17 protein-coding genes are annotated in these 22,252 nt (G+C 64.6%); 11 read left to right on the top strand and 6 right to left on the bottom strand.

Translation table 11 applies throughout. The annotated features are described in order from the left end of the window. Window positions 1-13: 13 nt before the first annotated feature. The 3 genes from ACK2SD_RS00885 to ACK2SD_RS00895 are packed head-to-tail and all read left to right on the top strand — an operon-like array spanning window position 14 to window position 3,850. Window positions 14-1,072, top strand: coding sequence for a putative 2-aminoethylphosphonate ABC transporter ATP-binding protein (locus tag ACK2SD_RS00885; protein WP_412461119.1), 1,059 nt, complete (start codon window positions 14-16; stop codon window positions 1,070-1,072). Between the two features lies 1 nt (window position 1,073). Beyond that, entirely contained in the window at window positions 1,074-2,798 is a 1,725-nt protein-coding gene (locus ACK2SD_RS00890) for a putative 2-aminoethylphosphonate ABC transporter permease subunit (RefSeq protein WP_412461120.1), read from the top strand. A 29-nt stretch (window positions 2,799-2,827) separates the two neighbouring features. Continuing rightward, on the top strand, window positions 2,828-3,850 hold the full coding sequence (locus ACK2SD_RS00895; protein ID WP_412461121.1) for a putative 2-aminoethylphosphonate ABC transporter substrate-binding protein: 1,023 nt from the start codon (window positions 2,828-2,830) through the stop codon (window positions 3,848-3,850). Here the strand turns inward: ACK2SD_RS00895 and ACK2SD_RS00900 are convergent. The 3 genes from ACK2SD_RS00900 to ACK2SD_RS00910 form a co-directional block, all read right to left on the bottom strand. Continuing rightward, the gene (locus ACK2SD_RS00900; RefSeq protein ID WP_295486469.1) at window positions 3,847-4,242 is read right to left on the bottom strand and encodes a hypothetical protein; all 396 of its coding nucleotides are present in this window, start codon (window positions 4,240-4,242) and stop codon (window positions 3,847-3,849) included. The genes ACK2SD_RS00895 and ACK2SD_RS00900 overlap by 4 nt on opposite strands. Window positions 4,243-4,331: 89 nt before the next feature. Next, window positions 4,332-5,699 carry a GTPase/DUF3482 domain-containing protein gene (locus tag ACK2SD_RS00905; protein ID WP_295486467.1) on the bottom strand — a complete coding sequence of 456 codons (1,368 nt, stop codon included), beginning with the start codon at window positions 5,697-5,699 and terminating at the stop codon, window positions 4,332-4,334. Beyond that, complete coding sequence (locus ACK2SD_RS00910; protein ID WP_412462367.1) at window positions 5,692-7,083, bottom strand: DUF2868 domain-containing protein; 1,392 nt, start codon at window positions 7,081-7,083, stop codon at window positions 5,692-5,694. Before ACK2SD_RS00910 ends, ACK2SD_RS00905 begins: the two co-directional genes overlap by 8 nt. Before the next feature lie 53 nt (window positions 7,084-7,136). Between ACK2SD_RS00910 and ACK2SD_RS00915 the strand changes: the two genes are divergently transcribed. Further along, on the top strand, window positions 7,137-7,652 hold the full coding sequence (locus tag ACK2SD_RS00915) for a dihydrofolate reductase (protein ID WP_412461122.1): 516 nt from the start codon (window positions 7,137-7,139) through the stop codon (window positions 7,650-7,652). Between the two features lie 204 nt (window positions 7,653-7,856). On the opposite strand, the gene ACK2SD_RS00920 is transcribed toward ACK2SD_RS00915, so the two are convergent. After that, window positions 7,857-9,248 carry an L-cystine transporter gene (locus tag ACK2SD_RS00920; protein ID WP_295486464.1) on the bottom strand — a complete coding sequence of 464 codons (1,392 nt, stop codon included), beginning with the start codon at window positions 9,246-9,248 and terminating at the stop codon, window positions 7,857-7,859. A 244-nt stretch (window positions 9,249-9,492) separates the two neighbouring features. Here ACK2SD_RS00920 and ACK2SD_RS00925 point away from each other — a divergent pair, with 244 nt between their 5' ends. Continuing rightward, entirely contained in the window at window positions 9,493-10,548 is a 1,056-nt protein-coding gene (locus tag ACK2SD_RS00925; RefSeq protein WP_412461123.1) for a haloacid dehalogenase-like hydrolase, read from the top strand. A gap of 24 nt (window positions 10,549-10,572) precedes the next feature. On the opposite strand, the gene ACK2SD_RS00930 is transcribed toward ACK2SD_RS00925, so the two are convergent. After that, window positions 10,573-11,988: a CYTH domain-containing protein gene (locus ACK2SD_RS00930; protein WP_295486460.1), complete on the bottom strand. Its 1,416-nt coding sequence runs from the start codon at window positions 11,986-11,988 to the stop codon at window positions 10,573-10,575. Window positions 11,989-12,091: 103 nt separating this feature from the next. Between ACK2SD_RS00930 and argE the strand changes: the two genes are divergently transcribed. After that, window positions 12,092-13,234 carry an acetylornithine deacetylase gene (gene argE / locus ACK2SD_RS00935; protein ID WP_412461124.1) on the top strand — a complete coding sequence of 381 codons (1,143 nt, stop codon included), beginning with the start codon at window positions 12,092-12,094 and terminating at the stop codon, window positions 13,232-13,234. Window positions 13,235-13,358: 124 nt separating this feature from the next. Then, window positions 13,359-14,657, top strand: coding sequence for an amino-acid N-acetyltransferase (gene argA / locus ACK2SD_RS00940; RefSeq protein ID WP_039581750.1), 1,299 nt, complete (start codon window positions 13,359-13,361; stop codon window positions 14,655-14,657). 228 nt (window positions 14,658-14,885) lie between these two features. On the opposite strand, the gene ACK2SD_RS00945 is transcribed toward argA, so the two are convergent. Next, window positions 14,886-16,262 carry a glutamine synthetase family protein gene (locus tag ACK2SD_RS00945; protein WP_029614915.1) on the bottom strand — a complete coding sequence of 459 codons (1,377 nt, stop codon included), beginning with the start codon at window positions 16,260-16,262 and terminating at the stop codon, window positions 14,886-14,888. A 644-nt stretch (window positions 16,263-16,906) separates the two neighbouring features. Between ACK2SD_RS00945 and ACK2SD_RS00950 the strand changes: the two genes are divergently transcribed. The 4 genes from ACK2SD_RS00950 (at window position 16,907) to ACK2SD_RS00965 (ending at window position 22,197) form a co-directional block, all read left to right on the top strand. Next, window positions 16,907-18,265: a glutamine synthetase family protein gene (locus tag ACK2SD_RS00950; RefSeq protein ID WP_039581747.1), complete on the top strand. Its 1,359-nt coding sequence runs from the start codon at window positions 16,907-16,909 to the stop codon at window positions 18,263-18,265. A 48-nt stretch (window positions 18,266-18,313) separates the two neighbouring features. Beyond that, entirely contained in the window at window positions 18,314-19,675 is a 1,362-nt protein-coding gene (locus ACK2SD_RS00955; RefSeq protein WP_412461125.1) for an aspartate aminotransferase family protein, read from the top strand. Window positions 19,676-19,843: 168 nt separating this feature from the next. After that, window positions 19,844-20,941 (top strand): polyamine ABC transporter substrate-binding protein, encoded by a 1,098-nt coding sequence (locus ACK2SD_RS00960; RefSeq protein ID WP_412461126.1) that lies wholly within the window; start codon window positions 19,844-19,846, stop codon window positions 20,939-20,941. A gap of 161 nt (window positions 20,942-21,102) precedes the next feature. Then, window positions 21,103-22,197: a polyamine ABC transporter substrate-binding protein gene (locus tag ACK2SD_RS00965; protein ID WP_029614918.1), complete on the top strand. Its 1,095-nt coding sequence runs from the start codon at window positions 21,103-21,105 to the stop codon at window positions 22,195-22,197. Window positions 22,198-22,252: the final 55 nt, after the last annotated feature.

The following is a 22,252-nucleotide window of genomic DNA, read 5'->3' on the forward strand; positions in this document are numbered from 1 at the left end:
ATGAGGCCTTGCCATGAACCTCGCAACTCCCGGCACGCACCTGCACGTGCGCGGCATTCACAAGCGCTTCGGCGCATTCACCGCGCTGAACGACGTGAGCCTGGACGTCGCCGCCGGCGAGCTGGTGTGCCTGCTCGGCCCCTCCGGCTGCGGCAAGACCACGCTGCTGCGCTGCATCGCCGGGTTGGAACACCAGGACCAGGGCACCTTGTCCATTGGCGAGCGGGACATCTCCGAACTGCCGCCCCAGGCGCGCGACTACGGCATCCTGTTTCAGTCCTATGCGCTGTTTCCCAATCTCACCGTCGAAGCCAACATCGCCTATGGCCTGAACGGTTGCGGTCGGGGCGCGTCACGCCAACGGGTGGGGGAGATGCTCGCGCTGGTCGGCCTGACCGGTAGCGAGAAGAAGTACCCGAGCCAGTTGTCCGGCGGCCAGCAGCAGCGGGTGGCGCTGGCCCGCGCCCTGGCGCCGGCCCCCTCACTGTTGCTGCTCGACGAGCCGATGTCGGCGCTCGACGCTCGGGTGCGTGAGCACCTGTGCGGTGAACTGCGCCAACTGCAACGTCAGCTTGGCATCACCACGCTGATGGTCACCCACAACCAGGATGAAGCCATGCTGATGGCCGACCGTATTGCGGTGATGAACAACGGCCAGGTCGAGCAGTACGCCACTGCGCAGGCCCTCTACGACCGACCCGCCACACCCTTCGTCGCCGAGTTCGTCGGCCAGGGCAACTGGCTGCCGTTCCAGCGCCACGACGACCAGCACGCCAGGGTCGGAGGCCTGAACCTGCGCCTGGCGCCGGGCGCGGGCAAGGCTCGTAGCGGCAGGCTGTTCTGCCGTCCGGAAACGATCACGGTCAACCCCGTCGTGCATGAAGAAAACCTGTTCCCGGCCAAGGTCCGCGAAATCACCTTCCTCGGTAATCGCTGCCGCCTGAGCTTCGAGTTGCAAGCGCTGCCGGGCCATGCCTTGCTCGCCGAGCTGGCACCTGAGGTCATGCCTCGGCTGCGCTTGCAGGACATCTGGGTGGCATTGCCGCCTCAGAGCCTGCAGGTGTTCGCCTGAGATGGGCCTGTCAATATCCGTGTCCTCGCCGTCTGCCAAGGCTGGAGCACGCGCGGGTGTCGCGCTCGGTGACCGGGTCTTCGTGGTCGGTGGCAAGGCTCTGCTGCTGGTGCTTCTGCTGCTGGCGGTGCTGCTGCCGCTGCTGGCGATCTTCTGGCGCGGCTTCAGTGGCGACGCGGGCCAGGGCGGTGGCCTGCAGGCGGCGGGTGAATTATTTGCCAGCGCCCACTTCCGCTGGCTGATCGGCAACAGCCTGACGGTAGGCCTGAGTGTGGCGCTGATCGTGGTGCCACTGGCCTACCTGTTCGCCTACGCCTTGCAACGCACGCTCATTCCGGCCAAGGGCCTGTGGCGGGGCATCTCCCTGTTGCCGCTGTTGGCCCCTTCGATGCTGCCGGCCATCGCGCTGGTCTATCTGTTCGGCAACCAGGGCCTGCTGCGCGGGCTGCTGAACGACAACATCTACGGCTTCTGGGGCATCGTGCTGGGCGAAGCCATCTACACCTTCCCGCATGCGCTGATGATTCTGCTGTCGGCCTTGTCGCTGGCCGACGCCCGGCTGTTCGATGCCGCTTCGAGCATGGGCGCAGGGCCCTGGCGGACGTTTCGCAGCATTACCTGGCCCGCGACGCGGCAAGCGGTGTTCGCCGCATTCTGCCTGGTCTTCACCCTGACCATCACTGATTTTGGCGTGCCCGTGGTGGTCGGCGGCGACTATCAGGTATTGGCCCTGGAGGCCTACAAGGCGGTGGTCGGCCAACAGCAGTTCGGCCGCGGCGCGCTGATCGGCATGGTCCTGCTGGTGCCCGCGCTGCTCAGTTTTGCCGTCGATGCCTGGCTGCGTCGGCGGCAAAGCCAGGCCATGAGCGGGAGGGCCGAGGCCTTCGTGCCGTCACCGTCGCGGGCGCGCGATGCCGTCTTCCTGGTGCTGGTACTGGTGGTCTGCGCGGCGCTGTTGGCGGTGATCGGCATGGCCGTGTACGCCTCGCTGGTCACCTTCTGGCCCTACAACCTGACCCTGTCGTTCAAGCACTACTTGTTCGAGGACACCGCTGGCGGTGGCTGGCTGGCCTACCGCAACAGCGTGACACTGGCGCTGTGCAGCGCGCTGATCGGCAGCCTGGTGATCTTCACCGGCACCTATCTCATGGAGAAGACCCATGGCCAGCGCCTGCTCACCCAGAGCCTGCGCCTGCTCAGCTTCATCCCCATGGCGGTGCCGGGGCTGGTGCTGGGGCTGGGCTACGTTTTCTTCTTCAATCTGCCGGGCAATCCACTGCATGTGTTCTACGGCAGCTTGTCGCTGCTGGTGTTGTGCACCATCGCTCACTACCTGACCACCGCGCAGATGACCGCCAGCACCGCCCTGCGTCAGCTCGACGGTGAGTTCGAGGCCGCCGCGCTGTCGCTCAAGGCGCCGCTGTACCGGCACTTCCTGCGGGTCAGCGTGCCGATCTGCCTGCCGGCGTTGCTGGACATCGTGCGCTACCTGTTCGTCTCGGCGATGACCACGGTGTCGGCGGCGATCTTCCTCTACAGCCCGGACACCCTTCTGGCCGCCGTCGCCGTGCTGAACATGGACGATGCCGGCAATGTCGGCGGCGCTGCCGCCATGTCCACTTTGATCCTGCTGACCAGCGCCAGCGCCTCGCTGCTGCTGGCCGCCGCCTCACGGGGGTTGCTGCGCCGCTCCCAGGCCTGGCGTCAGCGCACCCCCATGCCCTGATCCGACTGCCCACTCCAAGGAACCGACTCATGTTCAAGCCACTCGCTCTTGTCGCTGTCGTCTGCGCCGTGTTCAGCCTGCAGGCCCAGGCGGCGACCACTCAACTGACCGTCTACACCGCGCTGGAGGCCGAGCAGCTCAAGCGCTACAAGCAAGCCTTCGAACAGGCCAACCCGGATATCCAGATCAAATGGGTGCGGGACTCCACCGGGATCATCACCGCCAAGCTGCTGGCCGAAAAGGATCGCCCCCAGGCCGACGCGGTGTGGGGCCTGGCGGCGTCCAGCCTGGCCATTCTCGACCAGCACGGCATGCTCGAACCCTATGCGCCCAAGGACTTGGGCAAGATTGCGCCGAACTACCGCGATGCCGCCAACCCTCCGGCCTGGGTGGGCATGGACGTCTGGGCTGCAACTGTATGCTTCAACACCGTTGAGGCCGAAAAGCAGGGCCTGAGCAAACCGCTGAGCTGGCAGGATCTGACCAAGCCTGAGTACAAGGGCAAGATCGTCATGCCTAACCCGGCCTCGTCAGGAACCGGCTTTCTCGATGTCAGCGCCTGGCTGCAGACCTTCGGCGAGGCGCAGGGCTGGGCGTACATGGACGCGCTGCACCAGAACATCGGGCAGTACGTTCATTCCGGCTCAAAGCCATGCAAGCTGGCAGCAGCAGGAGAATTCCCCATCGGCATCTCGTTCGAGTACCCGGCCGTGCAGCTCAAGCGCCAGGGCGCGCCGCTGGACATCGTGCTGCCCAAGGAAGGCCTGGGCTGGGAGATCGAAGCCACCGCGCTGATCAAGGGCACGCCCCAGGCCGACGCGGCGCGGCGCCTGGCGGACTTCTCGGCGAGCCCGGTGGCGATGGCGCTGTACAAGGAAAACTTCGCCGTACTCGCCGCGCCGGGTATCGCCAAGCCACAGACCGAATTGCCAGCGGACTATGAGCAGCGTCTGATCAAGAACGACTTCGTCTGGGCGTCGACGCACCGCGACCAGATCCTGGCCGAATGGCGCAAGCGTTATGACGGCAAGTCGGAGAAACAGGCGCCTTAGCCGCTTTTCTTGAAGGCCTTCACGCGGTCGATCGAAGCGTTGTGTGCGAACACCACATACACCAGTTGGTGCTCGATCGCCGTGCGGATGCTGTCGATGGTGTCCTGCTGCAGATTGGAATTGCGCATGAGCTTGGCCAGAAACTGCAGGTCCTCGACCAGCATATCGGCGCTCATCTGCAGGCGTTTCAGCGGCCAATCCAGTTCAGGCTTCTGTTCCTTTTTCAGCACATCGTTGACGTGGCTCTTGAGGCTCGCCAGCAAGGTGTCCATCTCGGTGTCGGCCGAGTTACGGATCTTGATGCTTTCCAGTGGGCTGATAGCCTTGTCCGCCTGGAAATCGGCGATGTACGCATCGAACATACGGTCATTGGACTTCAGATGCAGGCTCATTTCACATACCTCATAGGGCGTGAGTGGATGCTTGGAGTCTGCAACCCGCCGCGCTCGGCGGCTACTGACAGAATTATCAGGTGCGGACGCTAAGCGATCTGCCCGCTGAGGATTTCCACCTGCTCCTGGCGCTCCGCCTGATTGACCCGCGCCCCGGGATTGAGCGTCGACCACTGCGGATGCGCCCGCGCTCGGCGCAGGGCCTCTGGCAGCTTGCCTTCACGCCAGGCCTTCTCGTCCAGTTCGGCCAGGTGCACCCGCTCTTGGGCCGCATGACCGCGGCTGTCCAGCGCCTGCATCAGTTGCTGCTGACGCAGGGCCAGCAGGCGCAGCACGCTGTCGTCGACCGTCAGTTCGCGGCGGCCCTTGAACTTGCCCATCAGGCGCGAGCCGTAGCTACGCGCTGTTTGCAAGGCGCCGCCTGCAATCGCGCCGGCCAGGGCGGCTGCGCCCAGGGTCAGACCGCCGACCAGCAGATCGACGCCGGCACCGGCTGCGGCGCCAGCGGCTACCCCGCTGCCCAGGCGCACCCCCAGCAGCTTGAGGGTTTCCGGGTTGAACAGGTCGTCGCCCCAGCGGCCGTCGAGCAGCGGCAGGTCGCTGGCGTGGGCATCATCGCGGCGGAAGGCATACAGCTTGAGCAGCGCCTCGACGCAGCGCTGTTCGCGCTGGCGCACATCCTGGCGCAGGGTTTCCATGGCCCTGGCTTCGGCGGCCGGCTCGGCTTCGACGCTGCGTCGGCAGGCGGCGCAGTCGAGCAGCAGTTCAGCGACCAGGCGCTTGCCGCTGTGCTGGCGGGCCACACGCTGGGCCTGCTGGTCGTCGATCAGGCGCTGCAAGGCCGGACGCGCATCTTCCAGCATCAAGGCCAGGCTTTCGTACAGACGTCGCTCGCCGTCCTCCGGCGGAGCCACGCTGTCGAACCGCACCAGCGCGTGCAGCCCCAGGCGGGCCAGGGCTTCACGCCACTGTGGCTCGCGGTGCGTTTCGCTGGCGACGAAATTGAGTACCGGCAGCAGCGGTTTGCCGCAGCCGGCCAGCACTTCCAGTTCGTCGCGGTACTTGGCCAGGACCGGTTCGCGGGCGTCGATCACATACAGCCCAGCCGTGCTCGCCTGCAACTGGCGCAGCACCTTGGCCTCCTGTTCGAAGCGCTGGCGCGCCTCGGCGCCTTGCAGAAAACGCTCCAGCCGCGCCGGGCCGTCGAGGCGTTCGCCCGGACGTTCGAGGCGCTCCAGGTAATCGAGCAGGGCGATGGCATCTTCCAGGCCCGGGGTGTCGTAGAGCTCCAGCAGCGGCTCGCCCTCCACCGACAGCCGCGCACCTTCCACATGGCGTGTGGTACTGGGCCGATGGCTCACCTCGCCGAAGCCGACATCGCGGGTGAGCGTGCGCAGCAGCGAGGTCTTGCCGACGTTGGTATGGCCGACCACGGCCAGTTTCAGCGGCTCAGTCATGGCCATGCTCCAGCCAGGTCAAAGGGGAGGTGTCGGTATGGGACAGGCCGAGGCGATCCAGGGCCTCGTGCCAGTTGGCCAGGCGCGCGGCGTCCGGGGTTTGTCCGGCAAGCGTGGGCAGCAGCCAGATGTGTGTGCTGCCGGCGTTGCGGGCCAGTTCAGCGAGCAGCGCCAGGCTGCCGCGGTCAGGCGAGCGTTGCGGGTCGCAGGCGATCAGCAGGCGCGCGGGCGGGAAGCGGCTCAGTTGCTCCAGGAGCTTGTGGCGCGAGGCTCGGGAGTCGAGCACGCCGGCATCGGTGATCGCTGCCGGCAGCCTCGGTGGCCAGGTGCGCTGTTCGTCCAGCTCCAGGCCCACCAGTAGGGCGCCACTGCTGCCGGCTTCCAGTTGGCCGGCGGCGAACTGCGGCAACTGTTCGGGCGCTGCGTCCTGTACGCCAAGCCGCTCGCTGTGCGGCATCAGCGCGTCGCGCAAGTGCGCATGGCCGGGCAGGTCGAGGTCCAGCGTCAGCCGTTGGCGCCCCTGATGCCAGCGCCACAGACACAGGCTGGCCAGCAGCAGACGCGGTAGCAAGCCATACACCAGCACCACGCCGAGCAGCCAACTGGCCCAGGCCTGACGGGCGAGGTCCAGACTCGGCGACGTCGCGCCGCTGGCGCGGATCATGGCCTCGTCCGGCACGCTGAAGCCCAGCAGCGAGGGCAGGGCGCCAAGGGTTTGGGTGAGGGCGATGAAAGGCTCGGGGGCGAGCAGCGTGGTTTCCCAGACGAAGCCGTAGCGCCGCGCCGTCAGCAGCGCCAGCAGCATGCCCAGGGCCGCGCTCATGGCCAGCAGCCACAGGCCATGCACCAGCAGGCCCAGCAGCCAGCGGCCCAGGCGTTGGCGCTGCAACAGCACCAGCAGGGCGGGCGCCAGGTGTGCGGCCTTGGCATCGCGGGCGAAGCGTTCGCTGAGCCATAGCCATAGCCGCCCGAGCGCGGCGCCCTGCTCGCCGGCAAAGAAAAAGCCCAAGGCCCAGCCGAGCAGCAGTACCAGGTTCAGCCCCAGCAGGCTGCCCAACGCCCAGAACACGTTCACCGGTCGTTGGCCATCGCCCAGGGCGGCCAGGCCAAGGCCGGCACCGCTGAGTACGGCGATGAGCATCATTGCCAGCAGGGCCAGGCGCGCGCCTTGTTTCCAGTGGCGCAGGGCCTGGCTGATGCCGTCGCGCTCGGCCAGCCACAGGGCACGGGTCTCGATGCGCGTGGCCAGGTCACCGCCTTGTTGGCGGGCGCGGCGGTTGGCCTCCTGGTCTTCCAGGGGGCCGGCCTGTTCTTCGCGCAGGCGCACGGCTTCGGTGAGCCAGCGGCGGTCCAGTTCGGTGGGTGCAGTCACGGGGTTTTCCAGTACACAGGTCGGGCTCAAGCATAACCCAGGCGCCGGGTGCTATCCTCGCCGACATGAAGACATCACTCCCCCTCAGCCTGATCGCGGCGCTCGCCGAGAACCGCGTGATCGGTATCGACAACTCCATGCCCTGGCACCTGCCGGGGGATTTCAAGTATTTCAAGGCCACCACGCTGGGCAAGCCGATCATCATGGGCCGCAAGACCTGGGACTCGCTGGGCCGACCACTGCCGGGCCGGCTGAACCTGGTGGTCAGTCGTCAGCCGGGGCTGACCTTGCCGGGCGCCGAGGTGTTCGCCTCGCTGGAAGCGGCCGTGCAACGGGCCGAGCAGTGGGCGCGCGAGCAGGGCGTCGAAGAGCTGATGCTGATCGGCGGGGCGCAGTTGTACGGGCAGGCGCTGGAAAAGGGTTTGGTGAGTCGCATGTACCTGACCCGGGTGGAGCTGGCGCCGCCAGGCGATGCCTGGTTCCCGGCGTTCGAGCCGGCGCAGTGGACGCTCGCCTCGGCCGCGAGGCAGGTCGAGGAAGGCAAGCCGGTGTATCACTTCGAGGTGTGGGACAAGCGCTAGGCTCTGTCTGAAAAGCCCTGATACTTGGTGATCCTGCGTTGAAAACAGCCTGGATCGCCAGTCCGGTCGGAATGCTCATTTACAACCAGTAAAGTCGAGCGCGACTCCGACCGTTCCTCGGCTGTTTTCGCCTTGTCTCCCCGGCGTTTCAGAACTTTTCAGACAGAGCCTAGGAACGGCGCAGGGCCGTCCCTAGGCTCACGCTCAGGAATGGCTCAGTTCGGCGTGTTCATCGTCCGCCAGCACGGCTTTGTCGGTCTGCTTGAGCAACTGACTGGTGACCACACCGGCGGTCATCGAACCGTTCACGTTCAATGCCGTGCGGCCCATGTCGATCAACGGCTCGACCGAAATCAGCAGCGCCACCAGCTCGACGGGCAGGCCCATCGCCGGCAGCACGATCAGCGCGGCGAAGGTGGCGCCGCCGCCGACCCCGGCCACACCGGCCGAACTCAGGGTGACGATGGCCACCAGGGTGGCGATCCACAGCGGATCGAAGGTGTCGATGCCCACCGCCGGCGCGACCATCACCGCCAGCATCGCCGGATACAGCCCGGCGCAGCCGTTCTGGCCGATGGTGGCGCCGAACGAGGCGCTGAAGCTGGCGATCGACGGCGGCACGCCCAGGCGCTGGGTCTGCGCCTCGATGTTCAGCGGAATGCTGGCGGCGCTGGAGCGGCTGGTGAAGGCGAAGGTGAGCACCGGCCAGACCTTGCGCAGGAAACGCAGCGGGCTGACGCCGGTCAGCGCCAGGATCACCCCGTGCACCACGAACATCAGTCCCAGGCCCAAGTAGGACACCACCACGAAGCTGCCCAGCTTGAGGATGTCCTCCAGGTTGGAGCTGGCCACCACCTTGGTCATCAATGCCAGCACGCCGTAGGGCGTGAGCTTCATCACCAGGCGCACCAGGCGCATGACCCAGGCCTGCAGCACGTCGATGGCCGACAGCGCGCGCTGGCCTTTGTCCTGGTCATCCTTGATCAGTTGCAACGCTGCCAGGCCGAGGAACACGGCGAAGATCACCACGCTGATGATCGACGTGGGCTTGGCCCGCGCCAGGTCGCCCACCGGATTGCTGGGAATGAACGACAGCAGCAGGCGCGGGATGTCGAGGTCGGCGACCTTGCCGGCATAGTCGCTGTTGATGGTCTGCAAGCGCGCGGTTTCCTGCACGCCGGCCACCAGGCCCTCGGCGCTCAGGCCGAACAGGTTGGTCAGGGCGATGCCGATCAGCGCGGCGATGGCGGTGGTCAGCAGCAGCGTGCCGATGCTCAGGACGCTGATCCGCCCCAGCGCCGAGGCGTTGTGCAAGCGCGCCACGGCGCTGAGGATCGACGCGAAGATCAGCGGCATGACGATCATCTGCAGCAGGCCGACGTAGCCGTTGCCGACCAGGTCCAGCCAGCCGAGGGTGGCCTTGAGCACCGGGTGCCCGGCGCCGTACAGCGTATGCAGCACCAGGCCGAACAGCACGCCCAGCACCAGGCCGAGGAGGACCTTCTTGGCCAGGCTCCAGTCGGTACGGCGGGTTTGCGCCAGACCCAGCAGCAAGGCCAGGAATGCCAGCAGGTTGAGAGAAAGCGGCAGGTTCATCGAAGCTCCGTGAAGCACAAGTAGGGATCGCCTCTGTGAGCGATTGCGAACGGAAATGCTAACAGGCTGAAAACAAACGAATTTATACCTAAAGGTAATGTGCATAGTCGCGTATGGAATAACGCGGTGTCGCTCATGGACAATCAACGCGGCGTTTGCAGCCTTTCAAAGGTCGGTGTCAGACGCCTGTCTGTCATCAATCCGCACTAGGCTTCGGCGGTCCCGTCTCAGGAAAACGTAGCTCATGACCGTATCCCGACTGCTTACCGGTAGCCTCGCCCTGCTGCTCAGCGCCAGCACCTGGGCCGCCACCGAGCTCAAGCACTGGCCTGCCGAGGCCGCCAAACAGCTCGACGCGATGATCGCCGCCAACGCCAACCAGGGCAACTACGCGGTGTTCGACATGGACAACACCAGCTACCGCTACGATCTGGAAGAAGCGCTGCTGCCGTTCATGGAGAACAAGGGCCTGCTGACCCGCGACACGCTCGACCACTCCTTGAAGCTGATTCCGTTCAAGGACACCGCCGAGCACAAGGAAAGCCTGTTCAGTTACTACTACCGCCTGTGCGAAATCGACGACATGGTCTGCTACCCCTGGGTGGCGCAGGTGTTCTCTGGCTTCACGCTCAAAGAGCTGAAGGTCCAGGTGGACGAGCTGATGGCGTCGAAGACGCCGATCCCGGCCACCTATTTCGAAGGCGATCAGCGCAAGACCACCGAGGTGCAGCCGCCCAAGGTGTTCGCGGGTCAGGCCGAGCTGTACAACAAGCTGATGGAGAACGGCATCGAGGTCTACGTGATCTCGGCGGCGTCCGAAGAGCTGGTGCGCATGGTCGCCTCCGATCCCCAGTACGGCTACAACGTCAAACCGCAGAATGTCATCGGCGTCAGCCTGCTACTCAAGGACCGCGCCAGCGGCGCGCTGACCACGGCGCGCAAGCAGATCAGCGCCGGTCACTACGACGCCAAGGCCAACGAAGGACTGGAGTTGACCCCGTACCTGTGGACCCCGGCGACCTGGATGGCCGGTAAACAGGCGGCGATCCTCACCTACATCGACGAGTGGAAGCGCCCGGTGCTGGTGGGCGGCGATACCCCGACCAGCGATGGCTACATGCAGTTTCATGGCGTTGACGTGGACAAGGGCGGCATCCACTTGTGGATCAACCGCAAGGCCAAGTACATGGATCAGTTGAACGGCATGATTGCCAAGAACGCGGCGGCGCAGGCCAAGGAGGGGTTGCCGGTGACGGCGGACAAGAACTGGGTGATCGTCACGCCGGAGCAGATCCAGTAAAGGATCTGCCCCGAAGGCGGGGGCTCAGGCCTTGAGCAGATGCTTCCAGGCGCGGCTCTGCTCGATGGCGCGGGCCTGTTCGATGCGCGCTTCGAGCAGGGTCAGGGCAGGCGCGTCTTCGGCCGCTTGATCCTGCGCCTCGGGCTCCGTTTCGCCCAGCGGCTGTTCGGCCAGCTCGTGCAGCTTCTTCAGGTCGCCGTACAGGCGATCCAGTTGCGGGGCTTCGAGCACCTGCCGCGCATGGCGCAGCCAGGCCAGCAGTTGTTCCAGGCGCGGCAACTGCTCGCCGAGGTCTTCCGGGCGCTGGATGTACAGCGGCAGCTTCAGCGCGCGGCCTTCCTCGCCCAGCTCATGCTGCAGCCAGCTGGCCAACTGCGCCAAACCCTGACGCTCGCCGCGGCCCTTGCGCTCGCTGGTCCAGGCACGGGCCAGCAGCCAGCGCGAGGTTTCCAGGGAGAACTGGCCCCAGCGAGTGTCTTCGAGCTCTTCGGCGAACTGCTCGGGCGCGGCGCGACGAATGTCTTCGTCGTGATTGCCGGCCTGCACCAGCGGCCGCCAGTCTTCCAGCAGGGCGTCCAGGCGGCTGCGCAGGTCGCGGGTGCTGGCGCGGGGTGCGGCCTGACCCAGGCTGCTGGTCAGCGCCCGCAGTTCGGCCAGGCACTGCACCCAGTCCTGCAGCAGGCGCCAGTGGCCGTTGTGGCGGTATTGCTCGGCCAGACGCTGGCTGCTGCCCAGCAGTTGCCAGGCCAACGCGGCGTAGGCGTCGTCCACGCTCATCTCGGCATCCAGTTCCACCTGCGGCAGGCCCAACTCGTAGCTGTCCGGCTCCATCAGGCGATAGCCGCGCTCGGCCTTGCTGATGTCGCAAGGCATCAGCGGCAAGCTGGCGGACAGCTCGGCCGCCAGCTCCAGCAGGGCTTCGGGGGCGCCTTCGCGCAGTTCCAGCTCCAGCTCGCAAATGGCTTCCTTGCGCTTGCCGGCGATCACGAAGCCTTGGTCCAGGGCGGCTTCGATCACCACCTTGGCCTTGCCGCGACCCCAGGAGATTTCAGCGTATTCACGGGTGAAGTCGGTGGTGAACAGCGGCTTGATGGTCTTCTTGTCCAGCTCGGCCAACTGCTCGGGCCAGCAGGTGGCGTCGAGCTTCTTCAGGTCCAGCTTGACCTTGTCCAGGTGCCACTCGTACTCGTTGCGCTCCGACAACCCCGCGACGCTCTGGCCGCGGCACTTGAGGGTCTGGATGATGACCTCGCCGTCGCGGCGCAGGCGCAGGGCCACGCGCGCGGCCGCCAGGTCGCGCTCGGGGGTGTCGAAGTACTGGTTGAGCAGCTCGCGGGTCTGCCAGCCGGACTTGTTGCGCTTCTTCAGCAAGGGGTGCTCGCGCAGGGCGGCAAGGGTCTCGCGGCTGGCGCGGAGCTTGAGTTCGGTTTCTGTGTGCATCGCTGGCTCGAAGGAAGGCGTGGTTGGCGCAGAGTCTACAGGAGTTGCCCTGTCAAGGGACGGCATTGCTATGATGGCCGCCATGCTTCCGAGGATTCCGCGCATGCCGTTGCCATCGCTCAAAGACCAGTTCGCCGCGCTGATCGCCGCGCCATCGGTGAGTTGCACCCAGGAGGCGCTGGATCAGTCCAACCGCCCGGTCATCGACCTGCTGGCCGGTTGGCTGGGCGACCTGGGCTTTCGCTGCGAGATCCAGCAGGTCACCCCGGGCAAGTTCAACCTGCTGGCCAGCCGCGGCAGCGGGCCGGGCGGCCTGGTGCTGGCGGGACACAGCGATACCGTGCCGTTCGACGAGCAACTGTGGAAAACCGATCCGCTCACGCTCACGGAAGTGGACGGGCGTTGGGTAGGGCTGGGCAGTTGCGACATGAAAGGCTTCTTCGCCCTGGTCATCGAAGCGGTGCTGCCGTTGCTGGAGCACGACTTCAAGCAGCCGCTGCTGATCCTCGCCACCTGCGACGAGGAAAGCTCCATGTCCGGCGCTCGCGCCCTGGCCGACGCCGGGCAGCCGCTCGGGCGGGCGGCGGTGATCGGCGAGCCCACCGGGTTCAAACCGATCCGCATGCACAAGGGCATCCTCATGGACCGCATCGACATTCTCGGGCGCAGCGGCCATTCGTCGGATCCCAGCCTGGGTCATAGCGCGCTGGAGGCCATGCACGCGGTGATGGGCGAACTGATGGGCCTGCGTCAGCAGTGGCAGCAGACCTTCCGCAACCCTCAGTTCAGCGTGCCCACCCCGACCTTGAACCTGGGCTGCATCCATGGCGGCGACAACCCCAACCGCATCTGCGGCCAGTGCGCCCTGGAGTTCGACCTGCGCCCGCTGCCGGGCATGGACGTCGAGCAACTGCGCGCGGCCATTCGCGAAAAGCTGGTGCCGCTGGCCGAGCGGCATGAGGTGCGCATCGATTACGCGCCGCTGTTCCCCGAGGTGCCGCCGTTCGAGCAGGCCGCTGACACCGAACTGGTGCAACTGGCCGAACGCCTCACCGGCCACCGTGCCGAGGCCGTGGCCTTCGGCACCGAAGCGCCGTATCTTCAGCAGCTCGGTTGCCAGACCATCGTGCTCGGCCCTGGCGACATCGCCTGCGCCCACCAGCCCGGCGAGTACCTTGAAATGTCACGTATCGAGCCTACCGTGCGTGTATTGCGCGACCTGATCCGGCACTATTGCCTGAGCTGAATATCCAACGCCCAGATTCGTCCTGCCCAGAGGAGACCGCGCGTGACCGCAAGCCTGTTCCGACGATGACTTTCCACCGTTGTGCGCCTTCACCCGTCTCGTTCACTTAGCCACAGGCCCTGTCATGCCCGAATACGTCACTTGGCTGCGTCATGCCTCCCCGTACATCAATGCCCACCGCGACTGCACCTTCGTGGTCATGCTGCCGGGCGATGGCGTCGAACACCCCAACTTCGGCAACATCGTCCACGACCTGGTCCTGCTGCACAGCCTCGGCGTGCGCCTGGTGCTGGTCCACGGCTCGCGCCCGCAAATCGAAAGCCGCCTGGCCGAGCGTGGTCTGGCCCCGCATTACCACCGCGGCCTGCGCATCACCGATGCACCGACCCTGGACTGTGTGATCGATGCCGTCGGCGCGCTGCGCCTGGCCATCGAGGCACGCTTGTCGATGGATATCTCCGCCTCGCCCATGCAGGGCTCGCGCCTGCGCGTGGCCAGCGGCAACCTGGTCACCGCACGGCCCATCGGTGTGCTCGAGGGCGTGGACTACCACCACACCGGCGAGGTGCGACGCATCGACCGCAAGGGCATCAGCCGCCTGCTGGACGAGCGCTCCATCGTGCTGCTGTCGCCGCTGGGCTATTCGCCGACCGGGGAAATCTTCAACCTGGCCTGTGAAGACGTCGCCACCCGCGCGGCCATCGAGCTGGGCGCCGACAAGCTGCTGCTGTTCGGTGCCGAGCCGGGCCTGCTCGACGAGCACGGCAAGCTGGTGCGCGAACTGCGCCCGCAACAGGTGCCGGCGCACCTGCAACGGCTGGGGAGCGACTACCAGGGCGAGCTGCTCGACGCCGCAGCCGAAGCCTGCAAGGGCGGTGTGGCGCGCAGCCATATCGTCAGCTATGCCGAGAACGGCGCGCTGCTCACCGAGCTGTTCACCCGTGACGGCGGCGGCACGCTGGTGGCCAAGGAGCAATTCGAGATCGTCCGCGAGGCGAGCATCGAGGACGTCGGCGGCTTGCTGGAACTGATCAGCCCACTGGAGGAGCAGGGCATTCTGGTGCGGCGCTCGCGCGAGGTGCTGGAGCGTGAGATCGAGCAGTTCAGCGTGGTCGAGCGCGACGGCATGATCATCGCCTGCGCGGCGCTGTACCCGATCGCCGAGTCCGACGCGGGTGAGCTGGCGTGTCTGGCGGTGAACCCCGAATACCGCCACGGCGGGCGCGGCGACGACCTGCTCGAACGCATCGAGACGCGGGCGCGGCAGGCAGGTCTGAAAACCTTGTTCGTGCTGACGACGCGCACGGCGCACTGGTTCCGCGAACGCGGCTTCCAGCCCAGTGGGGTGGAGCGGCTGCCGGCAGCGCGAGCTTCCCTGTACAACTTCCAGCGCAATTCGAAGATTTTCGAGAAGGCGTTGTAAGCCTGAAAAAACGCCGCCCCAGAGGGCTAATGCTGTTCACTTAAAGAGTGTTGGGGCCGCTTCGCGGCACAAGGCCGCTCCCACAACGTCCGCGTGACCCCAGAAACATGGGTTTATACGGCTCCTGTGGGAGCGGCCTTGCGCCGCGATGGGCTGCGCAGCAGCCCCAATTCCAGCAATACAGATCTTAAGTGAACCGCGTTACGCCCCGGAGGGCGGCGTTTTCAGTTACACGGTGTGCAGATACCAGTTGTACTCGAGGTCGGAGATCGAGTGTTCGAACTCCTCCAGCTCGCTCTCCTTGCACGCGACGAAGATGTCGATGTACTTCGGATCGATGTACTTGTTCAGGATCTCGCTGTCGTCCAGCTCGCGCAGGGCATCGCGCAGGTTGTTCGGCAGGCTTTGCTCCAACTGCTCGTAGGAGTTGCCTTCGATCGGTTGGCCCGGTTCGATCTGGTGGGTCAGGCCGTGGTGCACACCGGCCAGGACCGCAGCCATCATCAGGTACGGGTTGGCGTCGGCACCGGCCACGCGGTGCTCGATGCGCACCGCATCCGGCGAGCCGGTCGGCACGCGCAGGGCCACGGTGCGGTTGTCCAGGCCCCAGCTCGGCGCGTTCGGCACGTAGAACTGTGCGCCGAAGCGGCGGTAGGAGTTGACGTTGGGGCACAGGAACGCCATGGAGGCGGGCAGGGTCTCGAGCACACCGCCGACCGCGTGACGAAGCGCGGCGTTCTGCTCGGGATCCTCGCTGGTGAAGATGTTGTTGCCATCCTTGTCCAGCACGGAAATGTGCACATGCAGGCCATTGCCCGCCTGGCCCGGGTAGGGCTTGGCCATGAAGGTGGTGTCCATTTCATGGTCGTAGGCGATGTTCTTGATCAGGCGCTTGAGCAGCACAGCATAGTCGCAGGCCTTCAGCGGATCGGGCACATGGTGCAGGTTGACCTCGAACTGCGCCGGGGCGCTTTCCTTGACGATCGCGTCGGCCGGGATGCCCTGCTCTTTCGCGCCTTCAAGGATGTCCTGCAGGCAGTCGGCGTATTCGTCCAAGTCATCGATCAGGTAGACCTGGGTCGACTGCGGACGCTTGCCGGAAATGGGTGAGCGCGGTGGCTGCGGACGGCCATTCACGTTCTCCTGGTCGATCAGGTAGAACTCCAGCTCGAACGCCGCGCAGATGGTCAGGCCCATGTCGGTGAACTTGCTCACCACCTGGCGCAACACTTCCCGTGGATCGGCGAAGAACGGCTCGCCCTCGAGTTCGTGCATGGTCATCAGCAGTTGCGCAGTCGGGCGCTTCTGCCAAGGTTCGTTGGAGAGGGTGTCCGGAATCGGATAGCAGATGCGGTCGGCATCGCCGATGTCCAGGCCCAGGCCTGTGCTTTCGACGGTCGAACCGTTGATGTCCAGGGCGAAGAGGGAGGCAGGCAGGTTGATGCCTTTCTCGTAAACCTTGTGAAGGCTCGTGCGTTCGATCCGCTTGCCACGAACCACACCATTCATATCTGCAATCAGAAGGTCAACGTAGAGAACCTCAGGATGTTCCTTAAGGAACGCGTTCGCTTCGTTAAGCTGAACGGCACGCGGGGGTACCGACATGATGCAACACCTTTGTTGTTAAAAATATCAATCAAGGAGAGCTTGCAGACCCAGTCAATCGAAAAGCCAAACTGATGTCAAGCGGCGCTCCAGATGCCCTGAAATGGCACGTCAACGGCATTTTTGCTGCATTGGAGGGCGTGCCATTATCCGCCAAGTCCGTATGAAAGGGCTACGGCGATGTCGCCGTATTTTATTTTTTACGGGGGTGTTGTGAAAAAAAATGAACGAGGCTAAGCTCGATCGCAACCCATAACAGTAATAATACGAGGGTCACATGGTCCGCCAGCCGCGACCTGAAAGCGCTGTCTGCACGGTGCAGCCAGGTCTTTTCGACGCTTGCCGCCCGGTCCCTGCCCGCCAGTGCCGCACCCGCCGTGCACTGGCCGCAATAATTGACGACCGGCATGCTCGACCCTCGCTCCGTAGCAGTTTACTGCACGCCTTTCCCGCTTCCTGCCCGTTACCGTTTACACCGCCTGGCTGCCTGCGCCAGGGTTTTGCTTTGGTAACGTACTGCATCCAGAATCAATGCACGGGCCCGTTCGGGCTCGGCCGCGCCGTGCGTGCCGCCTTCGGGCCGCGCCAGGCGCCAGTAGCCCCCGGCCCGTTGGGCCTGGGTCAAACGACCTCCTGAGGTATTTATGAGCAACAACCTCGACCAGCTCACCGATTGGTTGAAAGAACACAAGATCACCGAAGTCGAATGCCTGATCAGCGACCTGACCGGCATCACTCGCGGCAAGATCTCGCCCACCAACAAATTCATCGCTGAAAAGGGCATGCGCCTGCCGGAAAGCGTTTTGTTGCAAACTGTGACTGGCGACTACGTCGACGACGACATCTATTACGACCTGCTCGACCCGGCCGACATCGACATGATCTGCCGCCCCGACCAGGACGCGGTCTATCTGGTGCCCTGGGCCATCGAGCCCACCGCCCAGGTCATCCACGACACCTACGACAAGAAGGGCAATCCGGTCGAGCTGTCGCCGCGCAACGTCCTGAAGAAAGTGCTCAAGCTCTACGCCGACAAAGGCTGGCAGCCGATCGTCGCGCCGGAGATGGAGTTCTACCTGACCAAGCGCAGCGAAGACCCGGACTTCCCGTTGCAGCCCCCAGTGGGCCGTTCGGGCCGTCCGGAGACCGGTCGCCAGTCGTTCTCCATCGAGGCCGCCAACGAATTCGACCCGTTGTTCGAGGACGTCTACGACTGGTGCGAACTGCAGCAACTCGACCTCGACACCTTGATTCACGAAGACGGCACTGCGCAGATGGAGATCAACTTCCGTCACGGCGACGCGCTGCACCTGGCCGACCAGATCCTGGTGTTCAAGCGCACCATGCGCGAGGCCGCCCTCAAGCACAACGTGGCCGCCACCTTCATGGCCAAGCCCATGACCGGCGAACCGGGCAGTGCCATGCACCTGCACCAGAGTGTGATCGACATCGCCACCGGCAAGAATATCTTCTCCCATGAAGACGGCAGCATGAGCACGCTGTTCCTGCACCACATCGGTGGCCTGCAAAAGCTCATCCCCGAAGCGCTGCCGCTGTTCGCGCCGAACGTCAACTCGTTCCGCCGCTTCCTGCCGGACACCTCGGCGCCGGTGAACGTGGAGTGGGGCGAAGAGAACCGCACCGTCGGCCTGCGCGTGCCGGATGCCGGCCCGCAGAACCGCCGCGTGGAGAACCGCCTGCCGGGCGCCGATGCCAACCCCTACCTGGCCATCGCCGCCAGCCTGCTGTGCGGGTACATCGGCATGGTCGAAGGCATCGAGGCCAGTGCGCCGGTACAAGGTCGAGGCTACGAGCGCCGCAACCTGCGCCTGCCGCTGACCATCGAGGATGCCCTGGAGCGCATGGAAAACAGCCAGGCGCTGGAGCCGTACCTGGGCAAGAAGTTCATCACCGGCTATGTCGCCACCAAGCGTGCCGAGCATGAAAACTTCAAGCGCGTGATCAGCTCCTGGGAACGCGAGTTCCTGCTGTTCGCCGTGTGATCAACCCTGCGGCCGCCAGCGCGCGGCCCTCGGACCCTGGAGAAACCGATGAGCGTCAACAATCCGCAAACCCGTGAATGGCAGCAGTTGAGCGGCGAGCACCACCTGGCCCCGTTCAGCGACTACAAGCAGTTGAAGGAAAAGGGCCCGCGCATCATCACCAAGGCCAAGGGCGTGCATCTGTGGGACAGCGAAGGCCAGCAGATCCTCGACGGCATGGCCGGCCTGTGGTGCGTGGCGGTTGGCTACGGCCGTGAGGAACTGGTGCAGGCGGCCGAGCGGCAGATGCGCGAGCTGCCCTACTACAACCTGTTCTTCCAGACTGCCCACCCACCGGCGCTGGAGCTGGCCAAGGCGATCACCGACGTGGCGCCGGCGGGCATGAGCCATGTGTTCTTCACCGGCTCCGGCTCCGAGGGCAACGACACCGTGCTGCGCATGGTGCGTCATTACTGGGCGCTCAAGGGCAAGCCGCACAAGCAGACCCTCATCGGCCGGGTCAACGGCTATCACGGCTCTACCGTGGCCGGCGCCAGCCTGGGCGGCATGAGCGGCATGCATGAACAAGGCGGCCTGCCGATCCCGGGCATCGTCCACATCCCGCAGCCTTACTGGTTCGGCGAAGGCGGTGACATGACGCCCGACGCCTTCGGTGTGTGGGCGGCTGAGCAGTTGGAAAAGAAGATTCTTGAAGTCGGCGAAGACAACGTCGCGGCCTTCATCGCCGAGCCGATCCAGGGCGCCGGCGGGGTGATCATCCCGCCTGACACCTACTGGCCGAAGATCAAGGAGATCCTCGCCCGCTACGACATCCTGTTCGTCGCCGACGAAGTGATCTGCGGCTTCGGCCGCACCGGCCAGTGGTTCGGCAGCGACTACTACGACCTGGCGCCGGACCTGATGACCATCGCCAAGGGCCTGACCTCCGGCTACATCCCCATGGGCGGCGTGATCGTGCGCGACAAGGTGGCCCAGGTGCTCAGCGAAGGCGGCGACTTCAACCACGGCTTCACCTATTCCGGTCACCCGGTGGCGGCAGCGGTGGGGTTGGAAAACCTGCGCATCCTGCGCGAAGAAAGCATCGTCGAGCGTGCTCGCGACGAGGTGGCACCGTACTTGCAAAAACGACTGCGTGAGCTGCAGGACCATCCCCTGGTGGGCGAGGTGCGCGGCCTGGGTCTGCTCGGCGCGATCGAGCTGGTCAAGGACAAGGCGACCCGCAGCCGTTACGAGGGGCAGGGTGTGGGCATGATCTGCCGCAACTTCTGCTTCGACAACGGCCTGATCATGCGCGCGGTAGGCGACACCATGATCATCGCTCCGCCGCTGGTGATCAGCCACGCCGAAGTGGACGAACTGGTGGAAAAGGCGCGCAAGTGCCTGGACCTGACGCTGGAAGCCATCCGCTAGCCCTTTGCTAGGCTAGCGATGTGACATTAAGTGCTCGCCAGGCCTTGCCGTTGTTGAAACGGCGCCTGGTAACTTGCCAGACTAGCGGCTGTTTCAGTCGCCCGTCTTGCACCACGGGGACCTGGCCGCTGAACAGATGGCTACTAAGAACATTCTGGAGCACAACGCATGAAGAAAATGGGCAAGACGCTGCTGGCTGCCGCTCTGATGGGCGCCATGGCCACCGCTGTTCAGGCTGAAGACAAGGTGCTGAACGTCTACAACTGGTCGGACTACATCGCACCGGACACCATCGCCAAGTTCGAGAAGCAGACCGGCATCAAGGTCAAGTACGACGTCTTCGACAGCAACGAAACCCTCGAGGCCAAGCTGCTGGCCGGCAAGTCGGGTTACGACATCGTGGTGCCGTCGAATAACTTCCTGGCCAAGCAGATCAAGGCGGGCGTCTACCAGGAGCTGGACCGCTCCAAACTGCCGAACTGGAAAAACCTCGATGAAGACCTGCTCAAGGCCGTCGGCGATGCCAGCGACAAGGGCAACAAATACGCCTTCCCCTACATGTGGGGCTCCATCGGCATCGGCTACAACCCTGAGAAGGTCAAGGCGGCGCTGGGCATCGACAAGATCGATTCGTGGGACGTGGTGTTCAAGCCCGAGAACATCGCCAAGCTCAAGAGCTGCGGGGTGAGCTTCCTGGATGCGCCGACCGAGATGCTGCCGGCCGCACTGCACTACCTGGGCCTGCCCACCGACAGCACCAAGAAGGAAGACCTGGCGGCGGCCGAGGACCTGTTCCTCAAGATTCGTCCGTCGATCACCTACTTCCACTCCTCCAAGTACATCGGTGACCTGGCCAACGGCAACATCTGCCTGGCCGTCGGCTACTCCGGTGACCTGGAGCAGTCCAAAGCCCGTGCCCATGAAGCGGGCGACAAGGTGAAACTGGACTACATCATTCCGAAAGAAGGCGCCGGTACCTTCTACGACATGGTGGCCATGCCCAAGGACGCGGATCACAAAGAAGCGGCCTATGAGTTCATGAACTTCCTGCTGCAGCCGGAAATCATGGCCGAGATCACCAACGCCGTGCGCTTCCCCAACGGCAACAAGGCCGCTACCCAGTACGTGAACAAGGACATCACCAGCGACCCGAGCATTTATCCGCCGGCCGAGGTGAAGAAACAGTTGTACGCGATCGCTGCGCCCGAGGCTGCGGCTCAGCGCGTGATCACCCGTATCTGGACCAAGATCAAGTCGGGCAAGTAACGCCGATGCGTCACCTCTGGGCCGCCGAAGCGCGGTCCAGAGCGCTTTTAGCGCGATTGTCGATTGCGGCATCGACGCCACGCAGGTAAGTTGCGCGGCCGTTTCGCGTGTACGGCCACACCCCGACGCCACCGAAGGCTCTGATTGTGAGGACCCACCCCTTGTCTATCTCTGTAGTGCGCAAGGCCATGATGGCTGGAGCAGGTCTGACGCTGGCCCTCAGCGTTCAAGCGGCGCCCACGGTGCATATCTACAACTGGTCGGACTATATCGGCCCCAACACGCTGGCCGATTTCGAGAAAGAAACCGGCATCAAGCCGGTGCTGGACGTGTTCGATTCCAACGAAACCCTGGAAGGCAAACTGCTGGCCGGCAACACCGGCTATGACGTGGTGGTGCCGTCCAACCATTTCCTCGGCAAGCAGATCAAGGCGGGCGCTTTCCAGCCGCTCGACAAGCAACTGCTGCCCAACTATTCCAATCTCGATCCGGCGCTGATGAAGCGTCTGACCAAGAACGATCCGGGCAACCAGTACGCGGTGCCTTACCTGTGGGGCACCAACGGCATCGGCTACAACGTTGACAAGGTCAAGGCCGCGCTGGGTGTGGAACGCATCGACTCCTGGGCGGTGCTGTTCGAACCGGAGAACATGAAGAAGCTCTCCAAATGCGGCGTCGCCTTCCTCGACTCGGCGGACGAAATGCTGCCAGCGGTGCTCAACTACCTGGGGCTGGACCCCAACAGCAGCAACCCCAAGGACTACCAGAAGGCCGAGCAGAAACTGCTGGCCGTGCGTCCCTACGTGACCTATTTCCACTCCTCCAAATACATCACCGACCTGGCCAACGGCGACATCTGCGTGGCCGCCGGTTTCTCCGGCGATGTATTCCAGGCCAAGGCGCGCGCCGCCGAGGCCAAGAAGGGCGTGAACCTGGCCTACGCCATTCCCAAGGAAGGCGGCAATCTCTGGTTCGACGTGCTGGCCATCCCCAAGGACGCCAAGAACGTCGAGCAGGCCCACGCCTTCATCAACTATTTGCTGAAACCTGAGGTTATCGCCCAGGTCAGTGACTACGTCGGTTATGCCAACCCCAACCTCAAGGCTGGCGACCTGATGGATCAGGCTGTGAGAACTGACGCCGCGGTCTACCCACCGCAGGAAGTGCTGGACAAGATGTTCGTCAACGCGGAGTTGCCCCCCAAGGTGCAACGTCTGATGACCCGCAGCTGGACCAAGGTCAAGTCGGGCAAGTAACCATCCAGACCCGGCGCGGCCCTGCACACAGGCCGTCCGGGCATCAAAATCTTGT

Origin of the sequence: Pseudomonas sp. SC11, assembly GCF_047039205.1 — a bacterium.
Classification (GTDB): Bacteria; Pseudomonadota; Gammaproteobacteria; order Pseudomonadales; family Pseudomonadaceae; genus Aquipseudomonas; species Aquipseudomonas boreofloridensis.